Below are 16,568 nucleotides of genomic sequence, written 5' to 3'. Positions count from 1 at the left end.
AACGTTGGCCCTGATATGTATCGGATAGTTCTGGGGAAAGTTTCGACCTTAAGCGCAGCTCCACTGCCACCGGCTTTACGCGAGCAAGCACCGCAAGGTCCACGACGCGAACGCTGGCTGGCGGGGCGTGCATTGCTTTCACACACGCTTTCCCCGCTACCTGAGATCATCTACGGCGAACAAGGCAAACCCGCATTCGCACCGGAAATGCCGCTATGGTTCAACTTAAGCCATAGCGGTGACGATATCGCCCTGCTGTTGAGCGATGAAGGCGAAGTCGGCTGCGATATCGAAGTGATTCGCCCACGTGCCAACTGGCGCTGGCTGGCGAACGCGGTGTTCAGCCTCGGAGAACATGCCGAGATGGACGCCGTGCCTCCAGATCAGCAACTGGCAATGTTCTGGCGCATCTGGACGCGCAAAGAAGCCATCGTTAAACAACGTGGCGGCAGCGCCTGGCAAATCGTCAGCGTAGACAGCACCTATCAGTCCTCGCTGTCAGTCAGCCATTGTCAGCTTGAAAATTTAAGTCTGGCGATCTGCACCCCTACCCCCTTTACGCTCTCTGCTGACAGTGTGCAATGGATCGATTCAGTTAACTGATCTGCCCCCCCGACTGCCCATCTATTGATCCAGAACAGGTAATCAGTATGACGAATACTTAAAATCGTCATACTGATTTCTGCCATTTATACTCTAAATAATTCGAGACAAGCGACTGAATCCCCAGGCGCTTACTAAAGTAAGTGACTGAGGTGCACGAACGTGGTCGCAGCACATGCAACTTGAAGTATGACGAGTATATTTTAATCCATTGGGGTTACCATGCTCTCCACACTCTGCCGCACTCTATTTGCGCTGCTGGCTTGTGCGTCTTTTATCGTCCATGCCGCTGCACCAGATGAAATCACCACCGCCTGGCCGGTGAATGTCGGGCCACTGAACCCGCATCTTTACACACCTAACCAGATGTTCGCCCAGAGCATGGTTTATGAACCGCTGGTGAAATATCAGGCAGACGGTTCGGTGAGCCCGTGGCTGGCGAAAAGCTGGACCCACTCAGAAGATGGCAAAACCTGGGCCTTCACCCTGCGTGATAACGTGAAATTCTCTAACGGCGAACCGTTTGATGCACAGGCGGCGGCAGAAAACTTCCGCGCCGTGCTCGATAACCGTCAACGTCACGCCTGGCTGGAGCTGGCAAACCAGATTGTTGATGTCAAAGCTCTCAGTAAAACCGAGCTGCAAATCACCCTGAAAAGCGCTTACTATCCTTTCCTGCAAGAACTGGCCCTGCCCCGTCCTTTTCGTTTTATTGCACCCTCGCAGTTTAAAAACCATGAAACCATGAACGGGATTAAAGCGCCGATTGGCACCGGGCCGTGGGTTTTGCAGGAATCGAAACTGAATCAGTACGATGTCTTCGTCCGTAACGAAAACTACTGGGGCGAAAAGCCAGCGATTAAAAAGATCACTTTTAACGTGATCCCGGACCCAACCACCCGCGCGGTAGCGTTTGAAACTGGCGATATCGACCTGCTGTACGGAAACGAAGGGTTATTACCACTCGATACCTTCGCCCGCTTTAGCCAGAACCCGGCTTACCACACCCAACTGTCACAACCGATCGAAACCGTGATGCTGGCACTTAATACCGCCAAAGCCCCCACCAACGAGCTGGCCGTACGTGAAGCACTCAATTATGCGGTAAACAAAAAATCGCTGATCGATAACGCGTTGTATGGCACCCAGCAGGTCGCCGACACCCTGTTTGCTCCTTCCGTGCCTTACGCCAATCTCGGCCTGAAACCGCGCCAGTACGATCCACAGAAAGCGAAAGCGTTGCTGGAACAAGCAGGCTGGACGCTGCCTGCGGGCAAAGACATCCGCGAGAAGAATGGTCAGCCGCTGCGCATTGAATTGTCGTTCATCGGCACCGATGCGTTAAGCAAATCAATGGCAGAAATCATTCAGGCTGATATGCGCCAGATTGGCGCGGATGTCACGCTGATCGGCGAAGAAGAGAGCAGTATCTATGCTCGTCAGCGCGACGGTCGTTTTGGCATGATTTTCCACCGTACCTGGGGCGCACCATACGATCCACATGCCTTCCTGAGTTCAATGCGCGTACCGTCGCACGCTGACTTCCAGGCACAGCAAGGTTTAGCCGACAAGCCGCTGATTGATAAAGAGATCGGCGAAGTGCTGGCGACCCATGACGAAACACAACGTCAGGCACTGTATCGCGACATTCTGACCCGTCTGCATGACGAGGCGGTTTATCTGCCCATCAGCTATATCTCAATGATGGTGGTATCAAAACCGGAACTGGGTAACATCCCCTACGCCCCGATCGCCACTGAAATCCCGTTCGAACAGATTAAACCGGTGAAACCTTAATGTTGCGTTACATATTACGCCGCTTTCTGCTGCTGATCCCGATGGTGCTCGCCGCCTCGGTGATCATCTTTTTGATGCTACGCCTCGGCACCGGTGACCCGGCGCTCGATTATCTGCGTCTGTCTAACCTGCCGCCGACGCCGGAAATGCTGGCTTCTACCCGCACAATGCTGGGGCTGGATCAGCCGCTGTATGTGCAGTACGGAACCTGGTTGTGGAAAGCGCTGCATCTTGACTTTGGTATCTCATTCGCCAGCCAACGCCCGGTGCTGGACGATATGCTGACCTTCCTGCCCGCCACGCTGGAGCTGGCAGGTGCCGCGCTGGTATTAATTCTGCTCACGTCCGTACCGCTCGGCATCTGGGCGGCACGCCATCGCGACCGCCTGCCGGATTTCGCCGTGCGCTTTATCGCGTTTCTTGGCGTGTCGATGCCTAACTTCTGGTTGGCGTTTTTACTGGTGATGGCATTTTCAGTGTATCTGCAATGGCTGCCCGCGATGGGTTACGGCGGCTGGCAGCACATCATTTTGCCTGCGGTTTCCATCGCCTTTATGTCGTTGGCGATTAATGCGCGTCTACTGCGCGCCAGTATGCTGGACGTCGCCGGTCAGCGTCACGTCACCTGGGCGCGGCTACGCGGCCTGAACGACAAACAGACCGAACGCCGCCATATCCTGCGCAATGCCTCACTGCCGATGATTACCGCCGTGGGGATGCACATTGGCGAACTGATCGGCGGGACAATGATTATCGAAAACATCTTTGCCTGGCCGGGCGTCGGGCGCTATGCGGTGTCGGCGATTTTTAACCGTGACTATCCGGTGATCCAGTGCTTTACGCTGATGATGGTGGTGGTTTTTGTGGTCTGTAACTTAATTGTCGATTTGCTCAACGCCGCGCTGGACCCGCGCATTCGTCGTCATGAAGGAGCGCACGCGTGAACTTTTTCCTATCTTCCCGCTGGTCGGTACGCCTGGCGCTAATCATTATCGCCCTGCTGGCACTGATTGCGCTCACCAGCCAGTGGTGGCTGCCGTATGACCCACAGGCTATCGATCTGCCATCGCGCCTGCTCTCGCCGGATGCGCAGCACTGGCTGGGCACCGATCACTTAGGACGCGATATTTTCTCACGGCTGATGGCGGCGACCCGCGTGTCGCTTGGTTCCGTAATGATCTGCCTGCTATTGGTGCTGGCGTTAGGGCTGATTATTGGCGGTAGCGCCGGGCTGATTGGCGGGCGCGTTGATCAGGCCACCATGCGCGTCGCCGATATGTTTATGACTTTCCCGACCTCAATTCTGTCGTTCTTTATGGTCGGCGTGCTCGGCACCGGGTTGACCAACGTAATTATCGCCATCGCCCTGTCGCACTGGGCGTGGTATGCACGCATGGTGCGCAGCCTGGTGATTTCACTGCGCCAGCGCGAGTTTGTGCTGGCGTCACGGCTTTCTGGCGCGAGCCATGTGCGGGTGTTTGTCGATCATCTGGCAGGCGCGGTGATCCCTTCGCTGCTGGTGCTGGCAACGCTGGATATCGGCCATATGATGCTGCACGTCGCAGGGATGTCATTCCTTGGCCTCGGCGTGACCGCGCCGACCGCCGAATGGGGCGTGATGATTAACGATGCACGTCAGTATATCTGGACCCAGCCGCTGCAAATGTTCTGGCCGGGGCTGGCGTTGTTTATCAGCGTGATGGCCTTTAACCTGGTGGGTGACGCACTGCGCGATCATCTGGACCCTCATCTGGTGACGGAGCACACACACTAATGCCGCAACAGATTGAACTACGTAATATCGCGCTACAGGCCGCGCAGCCGCTGGTGCACGGTGTATCGTTAACCCTGAAACGCGGGCGCGTGCTGGCGTTAGTTGGCGGTAGCGGCAGCGGGAAATCATTAACCTGCGCCGCAACGCTGGGGATTTTGCCCGCTGGCGTTCGCCAGACGGCGGGAGAAATTTTAGCCGATGGTAAACCGGTTTCTCCCTGCGCACTGCGCGGCATTAAAATTGCCACCATCATGCAGAACCCGCGCAGCGCCTTTAACCCGCTGCACACCATGCACACCCACGCGCGGGAAACCTGTCTGGCGTTAGGGAAGCCCGCCGATGACGCTACGCTTACCGCTGCCATAGAAGCGGTGGGGCTGGAAAACGCCGCGCGTGTGCTAAAGCTGTACCCGTTCGAGATGAGCGGCGGCATGTTGCAGCGCATGATGATTGCGATGGCGGTGCTGTGTGAATCGCCGTTTATCATCGCCGATGAACCGACCACCGATCTTGATGTGGTAGCGCAGGCGCGCATCCTCGATCTGCTGGAAAGCATTATGCAAAAACAAGCGCCGGGGATGCTGCTGGTCACCCATGATATGGGCGTTGTGGCGCGTCTGGCAGATGACGTGGCAGTGATGTCTGACGGTAGGATTGTCGAACAGGGCGATGTCGAAACGCTGTTTAACGCCCCCAAACATACGGTGACGCGCAGCCTGGTTTCTGCGCATCTCGCCCTTTATGGTATGGAGCTGGCATCATGACTTTACTTAACGTCTCCGACCTTTCACATCACTATGCGCACGGTGGATTTAGCGGTAAGCACCAGCATCAGGCGGTACTGAATAACGTTTCTTTGACCCTGAAAAGCGGTGAAACCGTCGCTCTGCTGGGGCGCAGTGGCTGCGGAAAAAGCACCCTCGCGCGGCTGCTGGTAGGCTTAGAGTCGCCCTCACAGGGAAATATTAGCTGGCGCGGCGAACCGTTGGCAAAGCTCAATCGCGCCCAGCGTAAAGCCTTCCGTCGCGATATTCAGATGGTGTTTCAGGATTCCATCAGCGCCGTAAATCCGCGCAAAACCGTGCGCGAGATCCTGCGGGAACCAATGCGCCACCTGTTATCGCTGAAAAAATCGGAGCAACTGGCGCGCGCCAGCGAAATGCTGAAGGCGGTCGATCTCGACGATAGCGTACTTGACAAACGCCCACCGCAATTGAGCGGCGGCCAGCTTCAGCGCGTCTGCCTGGCGCGTGCGCTGGCGGTCGAACCGAAACTGCTGATTCTGGATGAAGCCGTTTCCAACCTTGATCTCGTGTTACAGGCGGGCGTCATTCGCCTGCTGAAAAAGCTGCAACAGCAGTTTGGCACCGCCTGCCTGTTCATCACCCACGACTTACGTCTGGTGGAACGCTTTTGCCAGCGGGTGATGGTGATGGATAACGGGCAAATCGTCGAAACCCAGGTGGTGGGAGATAAATTAACCTTTTCCTCTGACGCCGGACGTGTGCTACAAAACGCGGTATTACCCGCATTTCCCGTACGCCGTCGCGCCACAGAAAAGGTTTAAGTCAATGCAACGAGTCACCATCACCCTTGATGACGATTTACTGGAGACCCTGGACAACCTGAGCCAGCGTCGTGGTTATAACAACCGTTCCGAAGCTATCCGCGATATTCTGCGTAGCGCCCTGGCGCAGGAAGCTACCCAGCAGCACGGCACACAAGGTTTCGCGGTGCTTTCCTATGTGTATGAGCACGAAAAACGCGACTTAGCCAGCCGTATTGTCTCCACACAGCATCATCACCACGATCTTTCCGTCGCTACGCTGCATGTGCACATCAATCACGACGACTGCCTGGAAATCGCCGTGCTGAAAGGTGACATGGGCGACGTACAGCATTTTGCCGACGACGTTATCGCCCAGCGCGGCGTGCGGCACGGGCATTTGCAGTGCTTGCCGAAGGAAGATTAATTCCTACCACCGCGCCGTTATTTCCTGACGGCGCGGTAAATTCCTGCCAAATATCGACTCACATCACATTTTTTTGATCACGATTTGGTCCCCCAAAATGTGAGACGCTTCGATCCTCTTTTTCGCCTGTTCACCTACTATACGCTTGAAGTTGTCCATGATTGTCCATAGACAACTGTAAATGTTCAGGTGCGCGCCATGAAATCATTAAGTAAGTCGTCACAAATACCGCTCTATCAACAAGTGGTAGAGTGGATAAGAGAAAGTATTTATACCGGTGATCTGGTGGAAGACGATCGCATTCCCTCGGAATACCAGATTATGGATATGCTGGAAGTGAGCCGGGGAACGGTTAAAAAAGCGGTCGCTCAACTGGTGAAAGAAGGCGTGTTGATTCAGGTCCAGGGTAAGGGGACGTTTGTCAAAAAAGAGAATGTGGCGTATCCGTTAGGTGAAGGATTATTGTCATTCGCGGAATCGCTGGAAAGCCAGAAAATACATTTCACCACTAAAGTTATTACGTCACGGATTGAACCGGCTAATCGTTATGTGGCAGAAAAATTAAGAATAACGCCCGGTCAGGATATTCTTTACCTTGAACGTTTACGTTCGATTGGTGATGAAAAAGCGATGCTGATAGAGAACCGTATCAATATTGAGCTATGCCCCGGCATCGCGGAAATCGATTTTAATCAACACAATTTATTTCCAACAATAGAAAGTTTGTCGCAAAGAAAAATTCGCTACTCGGAAAGTCGCTATGCCGCGCGATTAATTGGTAATGAACGCGGTCATTTTTTAGATATCAGTGAAGATGCACCTGTTTTGCATCTGGAGCAGTTAGTCTTTTTCTCCCGAGAATTACCCGTTGAGTTTGGCAACGTCTGGCTAAAAGGAAATAAATATTATCTTGGCACCGTGCTGCAACGACGGGAATTGAATTAAATACACTTTTTAATGAGGAATGAAATGCAAGGAATACAGCTTCAGGAAAATTATATTCAACGACTTCCGGCAGGGTTAAGCGTTGAACAGATCATCCGTCAGTTAGCACAACCGCTGGTTGCCGCCGAACTGGTGGTCCCTGATTTTGCCGACCATGTGCTGAAACGTGAGGCAACGTACCCAACGGGGCTACCTACCGAACCACCATGTGTCGCCATTCCACACACGGACCATAAACATGTCAGGCACAATGCAATTGCCGTCGGCATCCTGCCGGAACCGGTAGAGTTTGCCGATATGGGCGGTGATCCTGACCCCGTACCTGTTAGGGTGATTTTTTTGCTCGCCTTAAGCGAAAGTAACAAACAATTAAATGCCCTGGGATGGATAATGGAGATGATTCAGGATACGCCCTTTATGCGCGCCTTGCTTACGATGGAAACAACAGAAATACACACAGTAATCTTAAACAAAATGAAAGAACGAGGTGAAATATGAGTCAAACTATTTTATTTGTCTGCGCCACAGGTATTGCCACATCCACGGCAGTAACAGAAAAAGTCATGGAGTATTGCAAAGAACAAGGTCTTAACGTCAATTATTCCCAAACCAATGTTGCCTCTTTACCAGGAAATACTGACGGCGTAGCACTGGTAGTTTCAACAACGAAAGTGCCTTATGAACTCGACGTCCCGGTGGTTAACGGCTTGCCGATTATTACCGGTATTGGTGAAGAGAAAGTACTGGCGCAAATTGTTTCTATCCTTAAAAATTAATTAATAATAATTAATTTCAACCCACTCCATCAGGCGCTAACGCGAGGCGCGCTCTCGCCTGAAAAAGAGGTTTATTATGAACGATATCGCGCATACCCTCTATAATATTGTGCAATATATATTGGGATTCGGCCCCACGGTAATGTTACCGCTGGTGTTATTTATTCTTGCTCTCTGTTTTAAAGTAAAACCCGCTAAAGCCTTACGCTCGTCATTAACGGTCGGCATTGGTTTTGTCGGTATTTATGCTATTTTCGATATTCTTACCAGTAACGTCGGCCCAGCGGCCCAGGCGATGGTTGAACGTACCGGGATTAATTTACCGGTGGTGGATTTAGGCTGGCCACCACTTTCCGCTATTACATGGGGTTCGCCAATTGCCCCATTTGTTATTCCCCTGACCATTCTTATTAACGTGGCGATGCTGGCGTTAAATAAAACCCGCACTGTTGACGTAGATATGTGGAACTACTGGCATTTTGCCCTTGCTGGTACGCTGGTTTATTACAGCACCGGCAGCCTGTTCTTTGGTTTGCTGGCAGCGGCGATTGCTGCGGTGGTAGTACTTAAACTCGCCGACTGGTCTGCGCCACTGGTACAAAAATACTTTGGCCTGGAAGGGATCTCATTACCGACGCTCTCTTCGGTGGTGTTCTTCCCGGTCGGTCTGCTGGTCGACAAAATCATCGACCATATCCCTGGCCTCAATCGTATTCATATCGATCCGGAAACCGTACAGAAAAAGTTTGGCATCTTCGGCGAACCGATGATGGTCGGCACCATTCTGGGCATTTTGCTTGGCGTGATTGCCGGATACGATTTCAAAAAAGTGTTACTACTCGGCATCAGTATTGGCGGCGTGATGTTCATCCTGCCGCGTATGGTGCGCATCCTGATGGAAGGCTTACTGCCGCTGTCTGAAGCCATCAAAAAGTATCTCAACGCCAAATATCCTGACCGTGACGATCTCTATATCGGCCTGGATATCGCTGTTGCCGTGGGTAACCCGGCGATTATCTCCACCGCCCTGCTGCTGACGCCAATCTCAGTCTTTATCGCTTTTGTGCTGCCGGGTAATGAAGTCCTGCCGCTGGGTGACCTTGCTAATCTGGCGGTGATGGCGTCGATGATTGCCCTGGCCAACCGTGGCAATATTTTCCGCACCGTCCTTGCTGCGATCCCGGTAATTATTGCCGACCTGTGGATTGCGACTAAAATCGCGCCGTTTATTACCGGAATGGCGAAAGACGTTAATTTCAAATTTGCCGAAGGCTCCAGCGGCCAGGTCTCCAGTTTCCTTGATGGCGGTAACCCATTCCGCTTCTGGCTGCTGGAAATCTTCAACGGCAATCTCATCGCCATTGGTCTGGTGCCGATTATCGCCCTGGTACTGTATGGCATTTTCCGAATGACGCGGAGCACGGTTTATGCCTGATAACAGCGCAGCTATCGTTATCGATATTGGCACCACCAATTGCAAAGTCACCTGCTTTTCTTGCCTGGACGCAACGACGTTGGGTGCGCATAAATTCGTGACGGCAAAACAGATCTCCCCACAGGGCGATGTCGATTTCGATATCGACGTCCTCTGGCAGGAGGTCCACCAGGCGATAGCGCAACTGAACGCCGCTTCGCCGCTGCCAGTCAGGCAGATCAGCATTGCCAGTTTTGGCGAGTCAGGGGTATTCCTTGATGAGCAAGGCGAGATCCTGACGCCAATGCTGGCATGGTACGACCGACGCGGTGAAGAGTATCTGGCAACACTTAGCGAGGCAGACAGCGCGGCCCTGTATGACATCAGCGGGCTACCGCTGCACAGCAATTACTCGGCCTTCAAGATGCGTTGGTTGCTGGAGCATTACCCACTGCGTAATCGACGCGGTTTACGCTGGCTACATGCTCCTGAAGTGTTGCTCTGGCGACTGACTGGCGAACAGCGCACGGATATCACCTTAGCCAGCCGCACGCTATGTCTGGACGTGCGCAAAGGCGAATGGTCAGCAAAAGCGGCGGCGTTATTACACGTTCCCCGTTCGGCATTTGCACCGTTAATACGACCGGGCGAACACGCCGGATGGGTCAGCGAGTCGCTCTGCAAAATGCTTGGATTCTCGCAACCGGTCAGCGTAACGCTGGCAGGACATGACCATATGGTAGGCGCACGAGCGTTGCAGATGATGCCTGGCGATATCCTTAACTCGACGGGCACCACGGAAGGTATTCTGCAACTGGATACACAGCCGACGCTGGATGAACAGGCCAAACGAGACAAGCTGGCAAACGGCTGCTATTCGCTGACCAACCAGTTCACCCTGTTTGCGTCTCTGCCCGTGGGCGGTTTCGCTCTGGAGTGGCTGCGCAACACGTTCCGGCTAACCGATGAGGAGATCGCCGCATCACTCACCCGCGGACATGCGGATTACCTGGCGGGGAATTGGTTGCTCGATGACATTCCCGTCTTTATTCCACATCTTCGCGGTTCGGGGTCACCCTATAAAAATCGCCACACCCGAGGATTATTTTATGGGCTTGGCGATACGCTTAATATCGACATGTTAATTGCCAGTGTATCACTGGGATTAACCATGGAATTTGCCAACTGCTTTGCCTGTTTTAATGTGCCTAGCACCAGCGCGTTAAAAGTGATAGGTCCGGCAACCCATAATCCCCTTTGGCTGCAATTAAAGGCAGATATTTTACAGCGTCCGGTTGAAGCAATTGCATTTAACGAGGCAGTCTCTGTCGGAGCCTTATTAACCGCCGCACCGGATATTCCACCGCCGCAAGTCACCATAGCCCAACGTTTGTTACCGAATCGGGCGAGATACCATCAATTACAGCGTTATCAGCACAAGTGGAAAAGCTGGTATCAGTTGAAATTACAGCAAGAAGGCGTGATGCCATTACATCATCGGGAGGAGCACTATGTTGAGTAAAACCGTGGAGGTCAGAAACAGTACTGGCCTGCATGCACGTCCGGCGGCCTGTCTGGCGAAAGCCGCCAAAAAATATAGCTGTAAAGTGACGCTACATTATGAGGGTAATGATATTAATGCCACCAGCATGATGAATATTATGCGCGCCGGAATAAAAGGTGGTAAAACGGTGGAAATACGCTGCGAAGGTGATGATGAACACGAGGCAATACGGACTCTCACCACCTTATTTCTCGACCGCTTCGGTGAAGCTGAATAATTAACTGATATTAAAAGATGAGGTTTTCAATATGCCATTAGTTAATGGACGGATACTGCTCGATCGAATTCAGGAAAAACGGGTATTGGCGGGCGCGTTTAATACCACCAACCTGGAGACGACGATTTCAATTTTAAACGCCATTGAGCGTTCGGGATTACCCAATTTTATTCAAATTGCGCCCACCAATGCACAACTGTCGGGATACGATTACATCTATGAAATCGTGAAACGTCACGCCGATAAAATGGATGTTCCTGTTAGTCTTCATCTTGATCACGGTAAAACTCAGGAGGATGTTAAACAGGCTGTGCGGGCGGGCTTTACCTCGGTCATGATTGACGGTGCCGCATTCTCTTTTGAAGAAAATATCGCTTTCACCCAAGAAGCCGTCGATTTCTGTAAATCCTATGGCGTACCGGTTGAAGCGGAACTGGGGGCGATTCTCGGCAAAGAAGACGATCACGTCAGCGAAGCCGATTGCAAAACGGAACCGGAAAAGGTGAAGGCCTTTGTCGAACGCACCGGTTGCGACATGCTGGCAGTTTCCATTGGCAACGTTCATGGCCTGGACGATATACCGCGTATCGATATCCCTCTACTGAAACGCATTGCCGAAGTCTGCCCGGTGCCGCTGGTTATTCACGGCGGTTCTGGCATCGCTCCAGAGATATTACGCAGCTTTGTTAATTACCGCGTCGCTAAAGTAAATATCGCCAGCGATCTGCGTAAAGCGTTTATCACCGCCGTCGGCAAAGCCTATGTGAATAATCACAACGAGGCGAATCTGGCACGAGTGATGGCATCAGCAAAAAACGCCGTTGAGGAAGATGTGTATGGCAAAATCCTGATGATGAATGAGGGGCATCGGTTGGTGAAGTAAATCCTCGCCGGATGCGGCGTAAACGCCTTATCCGGCCTACCAAATCACTAAAATTCAATAAATTGCACCGACGCGCAGGCCCTGCACCAGGATTAATTTGGCAATTATGCTTGCTGTACATTCTTCCGGCATGTTTACTGCCACAGGCGTTCAGACCTAAAATTGTCCCCGTTTTACCTATGCGTTCTCTTCCACCATTACCGTTATGTGCAACAATGTGAAGTATGACGGGTATATTGGATATTTCATATTTAGATGACCGTTATCGGTCCTATAATGTAATGTTCACGTTGCCAATCCAGCTGAAAGATAATTTAAAAAAATAACAGAATAAGAATTAATATTAGGATAAATATTTGTTTGCCATGGTCTTTTGACCGCTAAAAAGTTGCACTCGGCAAAGTAAACCCCGCTATAGTTATGCTATGCATTTGTCTTTAACGATCTCTCGTCATTTTATTAACAGACAGAAATTATCATTAATGCACATTTCAATATTAGCAGGGATACCTGAGGAGTTTAAAGTGAACATATATATCGGGTGGCTTTTCAAATTAATCCCTTTGATTATGGGCTTAATTTGTATCGCGTTAGGTGGCTTTGTACTGGAAAGTTCAGGGCAAAGCGCGTATTTCGTTGCAGGTCATGTGCTGATTTCTCTGGCAGCCATATGCCTGGCATTATTCACAACCGCATTTATTATCATTTCGCAGCTCACGCGCGGCGTTAATACGTTTTACAATACATTGTTCCCCATTATTGGCTATGCGGGCTCAATTATCACCATGATATGGGGTTGGGCACTGTTAGCGGGCCATGATGTGATGGCAGACGAGTTTGTCGCTGGCCATGTTATTTTCGGCGTTGGTATGATTGCCGCCTGTGTATCGACGGTAGCAGCATCATCCGGTCACTTTCTGCTCATACCCAAAAACGCAGCGGGGTGCAAGAGCGACGGAACACCGGTACAGGCGTATTCTTCATCAATCGGTAATTGCCTCATTGCCGTTCCCGTTTTACTCACCCTGCTCGGTTTCATTTGGTCGATTACACTGTTACGCAGTGCCGACATAACCCCGCATTATGTCGCCGGTCACGTTTTGCTTGGATTAACCGCAATCTGTGCCTGTCTTATTGGCCTTGTCGCCACAATCGTCCATCAAACACGTAATACGTTTTCAACTAAAGAGCACTGGCTGTGGTGTTATTGGGTTATATTTCTCGGCTCAATCACGGTGCTGCAAGGCATATACGTGTTAGTCAGCGCCGATGCAAGCGCCCGGCTGGCTCCCGGCATTATTCTCATTTGCCTGGGGATGATCTGCTACAGTATTTTCTCCAAAGTGTGGTTGTTGGCGCTGGTATGGCGACGCACCTGTTCGTTAGCCAACAGAATACCCATGATTCCGGTATTTACCTGTCTGTTTTGCCTGTTCCTCGCAGCGTTCCTTGCTGAAATTGCGCAAACCGATATGGCTTATTTTATTCCTTCGCGAGTTTTGGTTGGCTTAGGTGCTGTGTGTTTTACACTGTTTTCCATCGTTTCTATATTAGAAGCAGGTTCAGCGAAAAAATAATAGAAAAGACTTCAGATAAGGCGTCGAGCGTCTTATCTGGGCTTTGTTCAGGTAATCCCCCTGGTTACGCCGCGAATACGAAGGAGACATTTTGCTTCTTATTCTGCAACCAAATCCTGCGCGCATGCCCACGCACTCGACCACGCCCACTGGAAGTTATAGCCCCCCAGCCAGCCTGTGACGTCCATCACTTCGCCGATGAAGTACAGTCCAGGCACATTGCGCGCTTCCATCGTCCGTGAAGAGAGTTCATTTGTATCCACGCCGCCGAGCGTTACCTCGGCAGTGCGATAACCCTCAGTGCCGTTGGGTTGTACGCGCCAGTCGGTCAACGTGCTAATCAGTGCCTGTTGGTCACGCACGTTGAGCTGTTTTAGCGACAGATCCGGGATTTGCCCGAGTTGTTGTAACCGTTCAACCAACCGCTTCGGTAGATAAACCGCCAGTGTGTTTTTCAGGCTCTGATTCGGATGTGCGTTACGCTGCTCATTCAGGAAGGTTTCGAGGTCCACATCCGGTAGCAGATTGATGCTGACAAATTCACCCGGTTGCCAGTAGCTGGAAATCTGCAACACCGCCGGTCCAGATAAGCCGCGGTGGGTGAAGAGTAAGTTCTCACGGAAAACGGTGCCGTTTTCAGCGGTAATCACAGAAGGCACCGCCACGCCCGCCAGCAGCTGCAACTCTTCCAGCAATGGTTTATGCAGAGTAAATGGCACCAGACCCGCGCGGGTCGGCAGCACGTTGAGGCCAAATTGTTCGGCAATCTTGTAACCAAACGGCGACGCGCCCAGCCCCGGCATTGACAGCCCTCCGGTCGCGATGACCAGCTTTTCGCAACCGACGGTCATGCCATTCAGTTCTAGCGTGAAGCCTGTTTCATCTTTCGCCACACTCAGCACTTCGCTACGCAATCTGAAGGTCACATTGCCCTTATCGCACTCATCCACCAGCATGTCGACAATCTGCTGCGCGGAGTCATCGCAGAAGAGTTGCCCTAACGTTTTCTCGTGCCAGGAGATGCCGTGTTTATTGACCAGATCAATGAAATCCCACTGGGTAAAACGCGCGAGTGCAGACTTACAAAAATGCGGATTCTGGCTCAGATAGGCGCCCGGTTCGACATAAAGGTTGGTAAAGTTGCAGCGCCCACCGCCAGACATGAGGATTTTGCGTCCTGGTTTTTTACCGTTATCGATCAGCAGAATCCGGCGTCCTGCCTGACCTGCCAGCGCAGAACAGAACATACCCGCCGCACCAGCGCCTATAATAATGGCATCAAACCTTTCCACGTTGCGCACCTCTTAGAAAAAACGGGCGTGAATTGTAAAGATTCCTCAGTGGTCGCACCAGCATCAATATTACTAAAAGGAAGTATTTATCTGAATTATATAAGATAATTATTTTTTGAGTGAAATCCATACAGGAGGCAAATCAAAAAAAGTCTATATTTCACTTTGCCCGCGCCGCGAAAGTCACTGATAATGCGCCGCGTTCATGTCCTCAAAATGGCGTAACGTCCTATGCTACATTTGTTTGCTGGCCTGGATTTGCATACTGGGCTGTTATTATTGCTTGCACTGGCTTTTGTGCTGTTCTACGAAGCCATCAATGGTTTCCATGACACAGCCAACGCCGTGGCAACCGTTATCTATACCCGCGCGATGCGTTCTCAGCTCGCCGTGGTTATGGCAGCGGTGTTCAACTTTTTGGGTGTTTTGCTGGGTGGTCTGAGTGTTGCCTATGCCATTGTGCATATGCTGCCGACGGATCTGCTGCTTAATATGGGATCGTCTCATGGCCTTGCCATGGTGTTCTCTATGTTACTGGCGGCGATTATCTGGAACCTGGGTACCTGGTACTTTGGTTTACCTGCATCCAGCTCTCATACGCTGATTGGCGCGATCATCGGGATTGGTTTAACCAATGCGTTGATGACCGGGACGTCAGTGGTGGATGCACTCAATATCCCGAAAGTATTAAGTATTTTCGGTTCTCTGATCGTTTCCCCTATTGTCGGCCTGGTGTTTGCTGGCGGTCTGATTTTCTTGCTGCGTCGCTACTGGAGCGGCACCAAGAAACGCGCCCGTATCCACCTGACCCCAGCGGAGCGTGAAAAGAAAGACGGCAAGAAAAAGCCGCCGTTCTGGACGCGTATCGCGCTGATCCTTTCCGCTATTGGCGTGGCGTTTTCTCACGGCGCGAACGATGGTCAGAAAGGCATTGGCCTGGTTATGTTGGTATTGATTGGCGTCGCGCCAGCAGGCTTCGTGGTGAACATGAATGCTACTGGCTACGAAATCACCCGTACCCGTGATGCCATCAACAACGTCGAAGCTTACTTTGAGCAGCATCCTGCGCTGCTGAAACAGGCAACCGGTGCTGATCAGTTAGTACCGGTTCCGGAAGCTGGCGCAACGCAACCTGCGGAGTTCCATTGCCATCCATCGAATACCATTAACGCGCTCAACCGCCTGAAAGGCATGTTGACCACCGATGTGGAAAGCTACGACCAGCTGTCGCTTGATCAACGTAGCCAGATGCGCCGCATTATGCTGTGTGTTTCTGACACTATCGACAAAGTGGTGAAGATGCCTGGCGTGAGTGCTGACGATCAGCGTCTGTTGAAGAAACTGAAGTCCGATATGCTTAACACCATCGAGTATGCTCCGGTGTGGATCATCATGGCGGTCGCGCTGGCATTAGGTATCGGTACGATGATTGGCTGGCGTCGTGTGGCAACGACTATCGGTGAGAAAATCGGTAAGAAAGGCATGACCTACGCTCAGGGGATGTCTGCCCAGATGACTGCGGCGGTGTCTATCGGCCTGGCGAGTTATACCGGGATGCCGGTTTCTACTACTCACGTACTCTCTTCTTCTGTCGCGGGGACGATGGTGGTAGATGGCGGCGGCTTACAGCGTAAAACCGTAACCAGTATTCTGATGGCCTGGGTGTTTACCCTTCCGGCCGCGGTACTGCTTTCCGGCGGGCTTTACTGGCTCTCCTTGCAGTTCCTGTAATCGTACGCACCAAAATGAGCGG

Annotated in this window: 17 protein-coding genes and 1 pseudogene; 16 read left to right on the top strand and 2 right to left on the bottom strand. The window is 51.8% G+C overall.

Annotated features, from left to right (window positions below; genetic code table 11):
* The first annotated feature begins 15 nt into the window (after positions 1-15).
* From acpT to A7090_RS01845, 14 genes are all read left to right on the top strand, one after another.
* The gene (acpT, locus tag A7090_RS01910) at positions 16-603 is read left to right on the top strand and encodes a 4'-phosphopantetheinyl transferase AcpT (RefSeq protein ID WP_105272808.1); all 588 of its coding nucleotides are present in this window, start codon (positions 16-18) and stop codon (positions 601-603) included.
* A 222-nt stretch (positions 604-825) separates the two neighbouring features.
* Positions 826-2,400 carry a nickel ABC transporter substrate-binding protein gene (nikA, locus tag A7090_RS01905; RefSeq protein WP_105272807.1) on the top strand — a complete coding sequence of 525 codons (1,575 nt, stop codon included), beginning with the start codon at positions 826-828 and terminating at the stop codon, positions 2,398-2,400.
* Complete coding sequence (gene nikB, locus A7090_RS01900) at positions 2,400-3,344, top strand: nickel ABC transporter permease subunit NikB (RefSeq protein ID WP_105272806.1); 945 nt, start codon at positions 2,400-2,402, stop codon at positions 3,342-3,344. Before nikA ends, nikB begins: the two co-directional genes overlap by 1 nt.
* Positions 3,341-4,174 (top strand): nickel ABC transporter permease subunit NikC, encoded by an 834-nt coding sequence (nikC, locus tag A7090_RS01895; protein ID WP_105272805.1) that lies wholly within the window; start codon positions 3,341-3,343, stop codon positions 4,172-4,174. The genes nikB and nikC overlap by 4 nt, the downstream gene beginning before the upstream one ends.
* On the top strand, positions 4,174-4,938 hold the full coding sequence (gene nikD, locus A7090_RS01890) for a nickel import ATP-binding protein NikD (RefSeq protein WP_105272804.1): 765 nt from the start codon (positions 4,174-4,176) through the stop codon (positions 4,936-4,938). Before nikC ends, nikD begins: the two co-directional genes overlap by 1 nt.
* Positions 4,935-5,741, top strand: coding sequence for a nickel import ATP-binding protein NikE (gene nikE / locus A7090_RS01885; RefSeq protein WP_105272803.1), 807 nt, complete (start codon positions 4,935-4,937; stop codon positions 5,739-5,741). The genes nikD and nikE overlap by 4 nt, the downstream gene beginning before the upstream one ends.
* A gap of 4 nt (positions 5,742-5,745) precedes the next feature.
* Complete coding sequence (gene nikR, locus A7090_RS01880) at positions 5,746-6,147, top strand: nickel-responsive transcriptional regulator NikR (protein ID WP_001190055.1); 402 nt, start codon at positions 5,746-5,748, stop codon at positions 6,145-6,147.
* A gap of 198 nt (positions 6,148-6,345) precedes the next feature.
* A complete protein-coding gene (locus A7090_RS01875) occupies positions 6,346-7,092 on the top strand; it encodes a GntR family transcriptional regulator (protein WP_105272802.1) in 747 nt (248 codons plus the stop codon).
* A gap of 24 nt (positions 7,093-7,116) precedes the next feature.
* Positions 7,117-7,590, top strand: a complete 474-nt coding sequence (locus A7090_RS01870) for a PTS sugar transporter subunit IIA (RefSeq protein WP_105272801.1) — start codon at positions 7,117-7,119, stop codon at positions 7,588-7,590.
* Complete coding sequence (locus tag A7090_RS01865) at positions 7,587-7,868, top strand: PTS sugar transporter subunit IIB (protein ID WP_105272800.1); 282 nt, start codon at positions 7,587-7,589, stop codon at positions 7,866-7,868. The genes A7090_RS01870 and A7090_RS01865 overlap by 4 nt, the downstream gene beginning before the upstream one ends.
* Positions 7,869-7,944: 76 nt before the next feature.
* Positions 7,945-9,303 (top strand): PTS galactitol transporter subunit IIC, encoded by a 1,359-nt coding sequence (locus A7090_RS01860; RefSeq protein WP_105272799.1) that lies wholly within the window; start codon positions 7,945-7,947, stop codon positions 9,301-9,303.
* The gene (locus A7090_RS01855) at positions 9,296-10,804 is read left to right on the top strand and encodes an FGGY-family carbohydrate kinase (RefSeq protein ID WP_105272798.1); all 1,509 of its coding nucleotides are present in this window, start codon (positions 9,296-9,298) and stop codon (positions 10,802-10,804) included. Before A7090_RS01860 ends, A7090_RS01855 begins: the two co-directional genes overlap by 8 nt.
* Positions 10,794-11,063 (top strand): HPr family phosphocarrier protein, encoded by a 270-nt coding sequence (locus tag A7090_RS01850; protein WP_105272797.1) that lies wholly within the window; start codon positions 10,794-10,796, stop codon positions 11,061-11,063. Before A7090_RS01855 ends, A7090_RS01850 begins: the two co-directional genes overlap by 11 nt.
* 31 nt (positions 11,064-11,094) lie before the next feature.
* On the top strand, positions 11,095-11,946 hold the full coding sequence (locus A7090_RS01845) for a class II aldolase (RefSeq protein ID WP_105272796.1): 852 nt from the start codon (positions 11,095-11,097) through the stop codon (positions 11,944-11,946).
* A 76-nt stretch (positions 11,947-12,022) separates the two neighbouring features.
* On the opposite strand, the pseudogene A7090_RS25670 reads toward A7090_RS01845, so the two are convergent.
* Positions 12,023-12,172: pseudogene (locus A7090_RS25670) on the bottom strand (DUF4049 domain-containing protein); the annotation flags it as partial.
* Positions 12,173-12,470: 298 nt separating this feature from the next.
* Here A7090_RS25670 and A7090_RS01840 point away from each other — a divergent pair.
* Positions 12,471-13,523, top strand: coding sequence for a DUF2776 domain-containing protein (locus tag A7090_RS01840; RefSeq protein ID WP_105272795.1), 1,053 nt, complete (start codon positions 12,471-12,473; stop codon positions 13,521-13,523).
* Positions 13,524-13,621: 98 nt separating this feature from the next.
* Here A7090_RS01840 and A7090_RS01835 read toward each other — a convergent pair whose 3' ends face one another.
* Positions 13,622-14,815: an NAD(P)/FAD-dependent oxidoreductase gene (locus A7090_RS01835; protein WP_105272835.1), complete on the bottom strand. Its 1,194-nt coding sequence runs from the start codon at positions 14,813-14,815 to the stop codon at positions 13,622-13,624.
* A gap of 231 nt (positions 14,816-15,046) precedes the next feature.
* Between A7090_RS01835 and pitA the strand changes: the two genes are divergently transcribed.
* Positions 15,047-16,546 carry an inorganic phosphate transporter PitA gene (gene pitA / locus A7090_RS01830; RefSeq protein WP_105272794.1) on the top strand — a complete coding sequence of 500 codons (1,500 nt, stop codon included), beginning with the start codon at positions 15,047-15,049 and terminating at the stop codon, positions 16,544-16,546.
* The last annotated feature ends 22 nt before the right edge of the window (positions 16,547-16,568 follow it).

Origin of the sequence: Escherichia sp. MOD1-EC7003, from assembly GCF_002965065.1 — a bacterium.
GTDB lineage: Bacteria > Pseudomonadota > Gammaproteobacteria > Enterobacterales > Enterobacteriaceae > Escherichia.
Note: the sequence above shows the minus strand (reverse complement) of the source record. Positions and strands in the feature narration are given on the sequence as shown.

Excerpts from the sequence above, each read along its gene's own strand:
- acpT (WP_105272808.1), top strand. The coding sequence starts at position 16 with ATGTATCGGATAGTTCTGGGGAAAGTTTCGACCTTAAGCGCAGCTCCA.
- nikA (WP_105272807.1), top strand. The coding sequence starts at position 826 with ATGCTCTCCACACTCTGCCGCACTCTATTTGCGCTGCTGGCTTGTGCG.
- nikB (WP_105272806.1), top strand. The coding sequence starts at position 2,400 with ATGTTGCGTTACATATTACGCCGCTTTCTGCTGCTGATCCCGATGGTG.
- nikD (WP_105272804.1), top strand. The coding sequence starts at position 4,174 with ATGCCGCAACAGATTGAACTACGTAATATCGCGCTACAGGCCGCGCAG.
- nikE (WP_105272803.1), top strand. The coding sequence starts at position 4,935 with ATGACTTTACTTAACGTCTCCGACCTTTCACATCACTATGCGCACGGT.
- nikR (WP_001190055.1), top strand. The coding sequence starts at position 5,746 with ATGCAACGAGTCACCATCACCCTTGATGACGATTTACTGGAGACCCTG.
- A7090_RS01875 (WP_105272802.1), top strand. The coding sequence starts at position 6,346 with ATGAAATCATTAAGTAAGTCGTCACAAATACCGCTCTATCAACAAGTG.
- A7090_RS01870 (WP_105272801.1), top strand. The coding sequence starts at position 7,117 with ATGCAAGGAATACAGCTTCAGGAAAATTATATTCAACGACTTCCGGCA.
- A7090_RS01865 (WP_105272800.1), top strand. The coding sequence starts at position 7,587 with ATGAGTCAAACTATTTTATTTGTCTGCGCCACAGGTATTGCCACATCC.
- A7090_RS01860 (WP_105272799.1), top strand. The coding sequence starts at position 7,945 with ATGAACGATATCGCGCATACCCTCTATAATATTGTGCAATATATATTG.
- A7090_RS01855 (WP_105272798.1), top strand. The coding sequence starts at position 9,296 with ATGCCTGATAACAGCGCAGCTATCGTTATCGATATTGGCACCACCAAT.
- A7090_RS01850 (WP_105272797.1), top strand. The coding sequence starts at position 10,794 with ATGTTGAGTAAAACCGTGGAGGTCAGAAACAGTACTGGCCTGCATGCA.
- A7090_RS01845 (WP_105272796.1), top strand. The coding sequence starts at position 11,095 with ATGCCATTAGTTAATGGACGGATACTGCTCGATCGAATTCAGGAAAAA.
- pitA (WP_105272794.1), top strand. The coding sequence starts at position 15,047 with ATGCTACATTTGTTTGCTGGCCTGGATTTGCATACTGGGCTGTTATTA.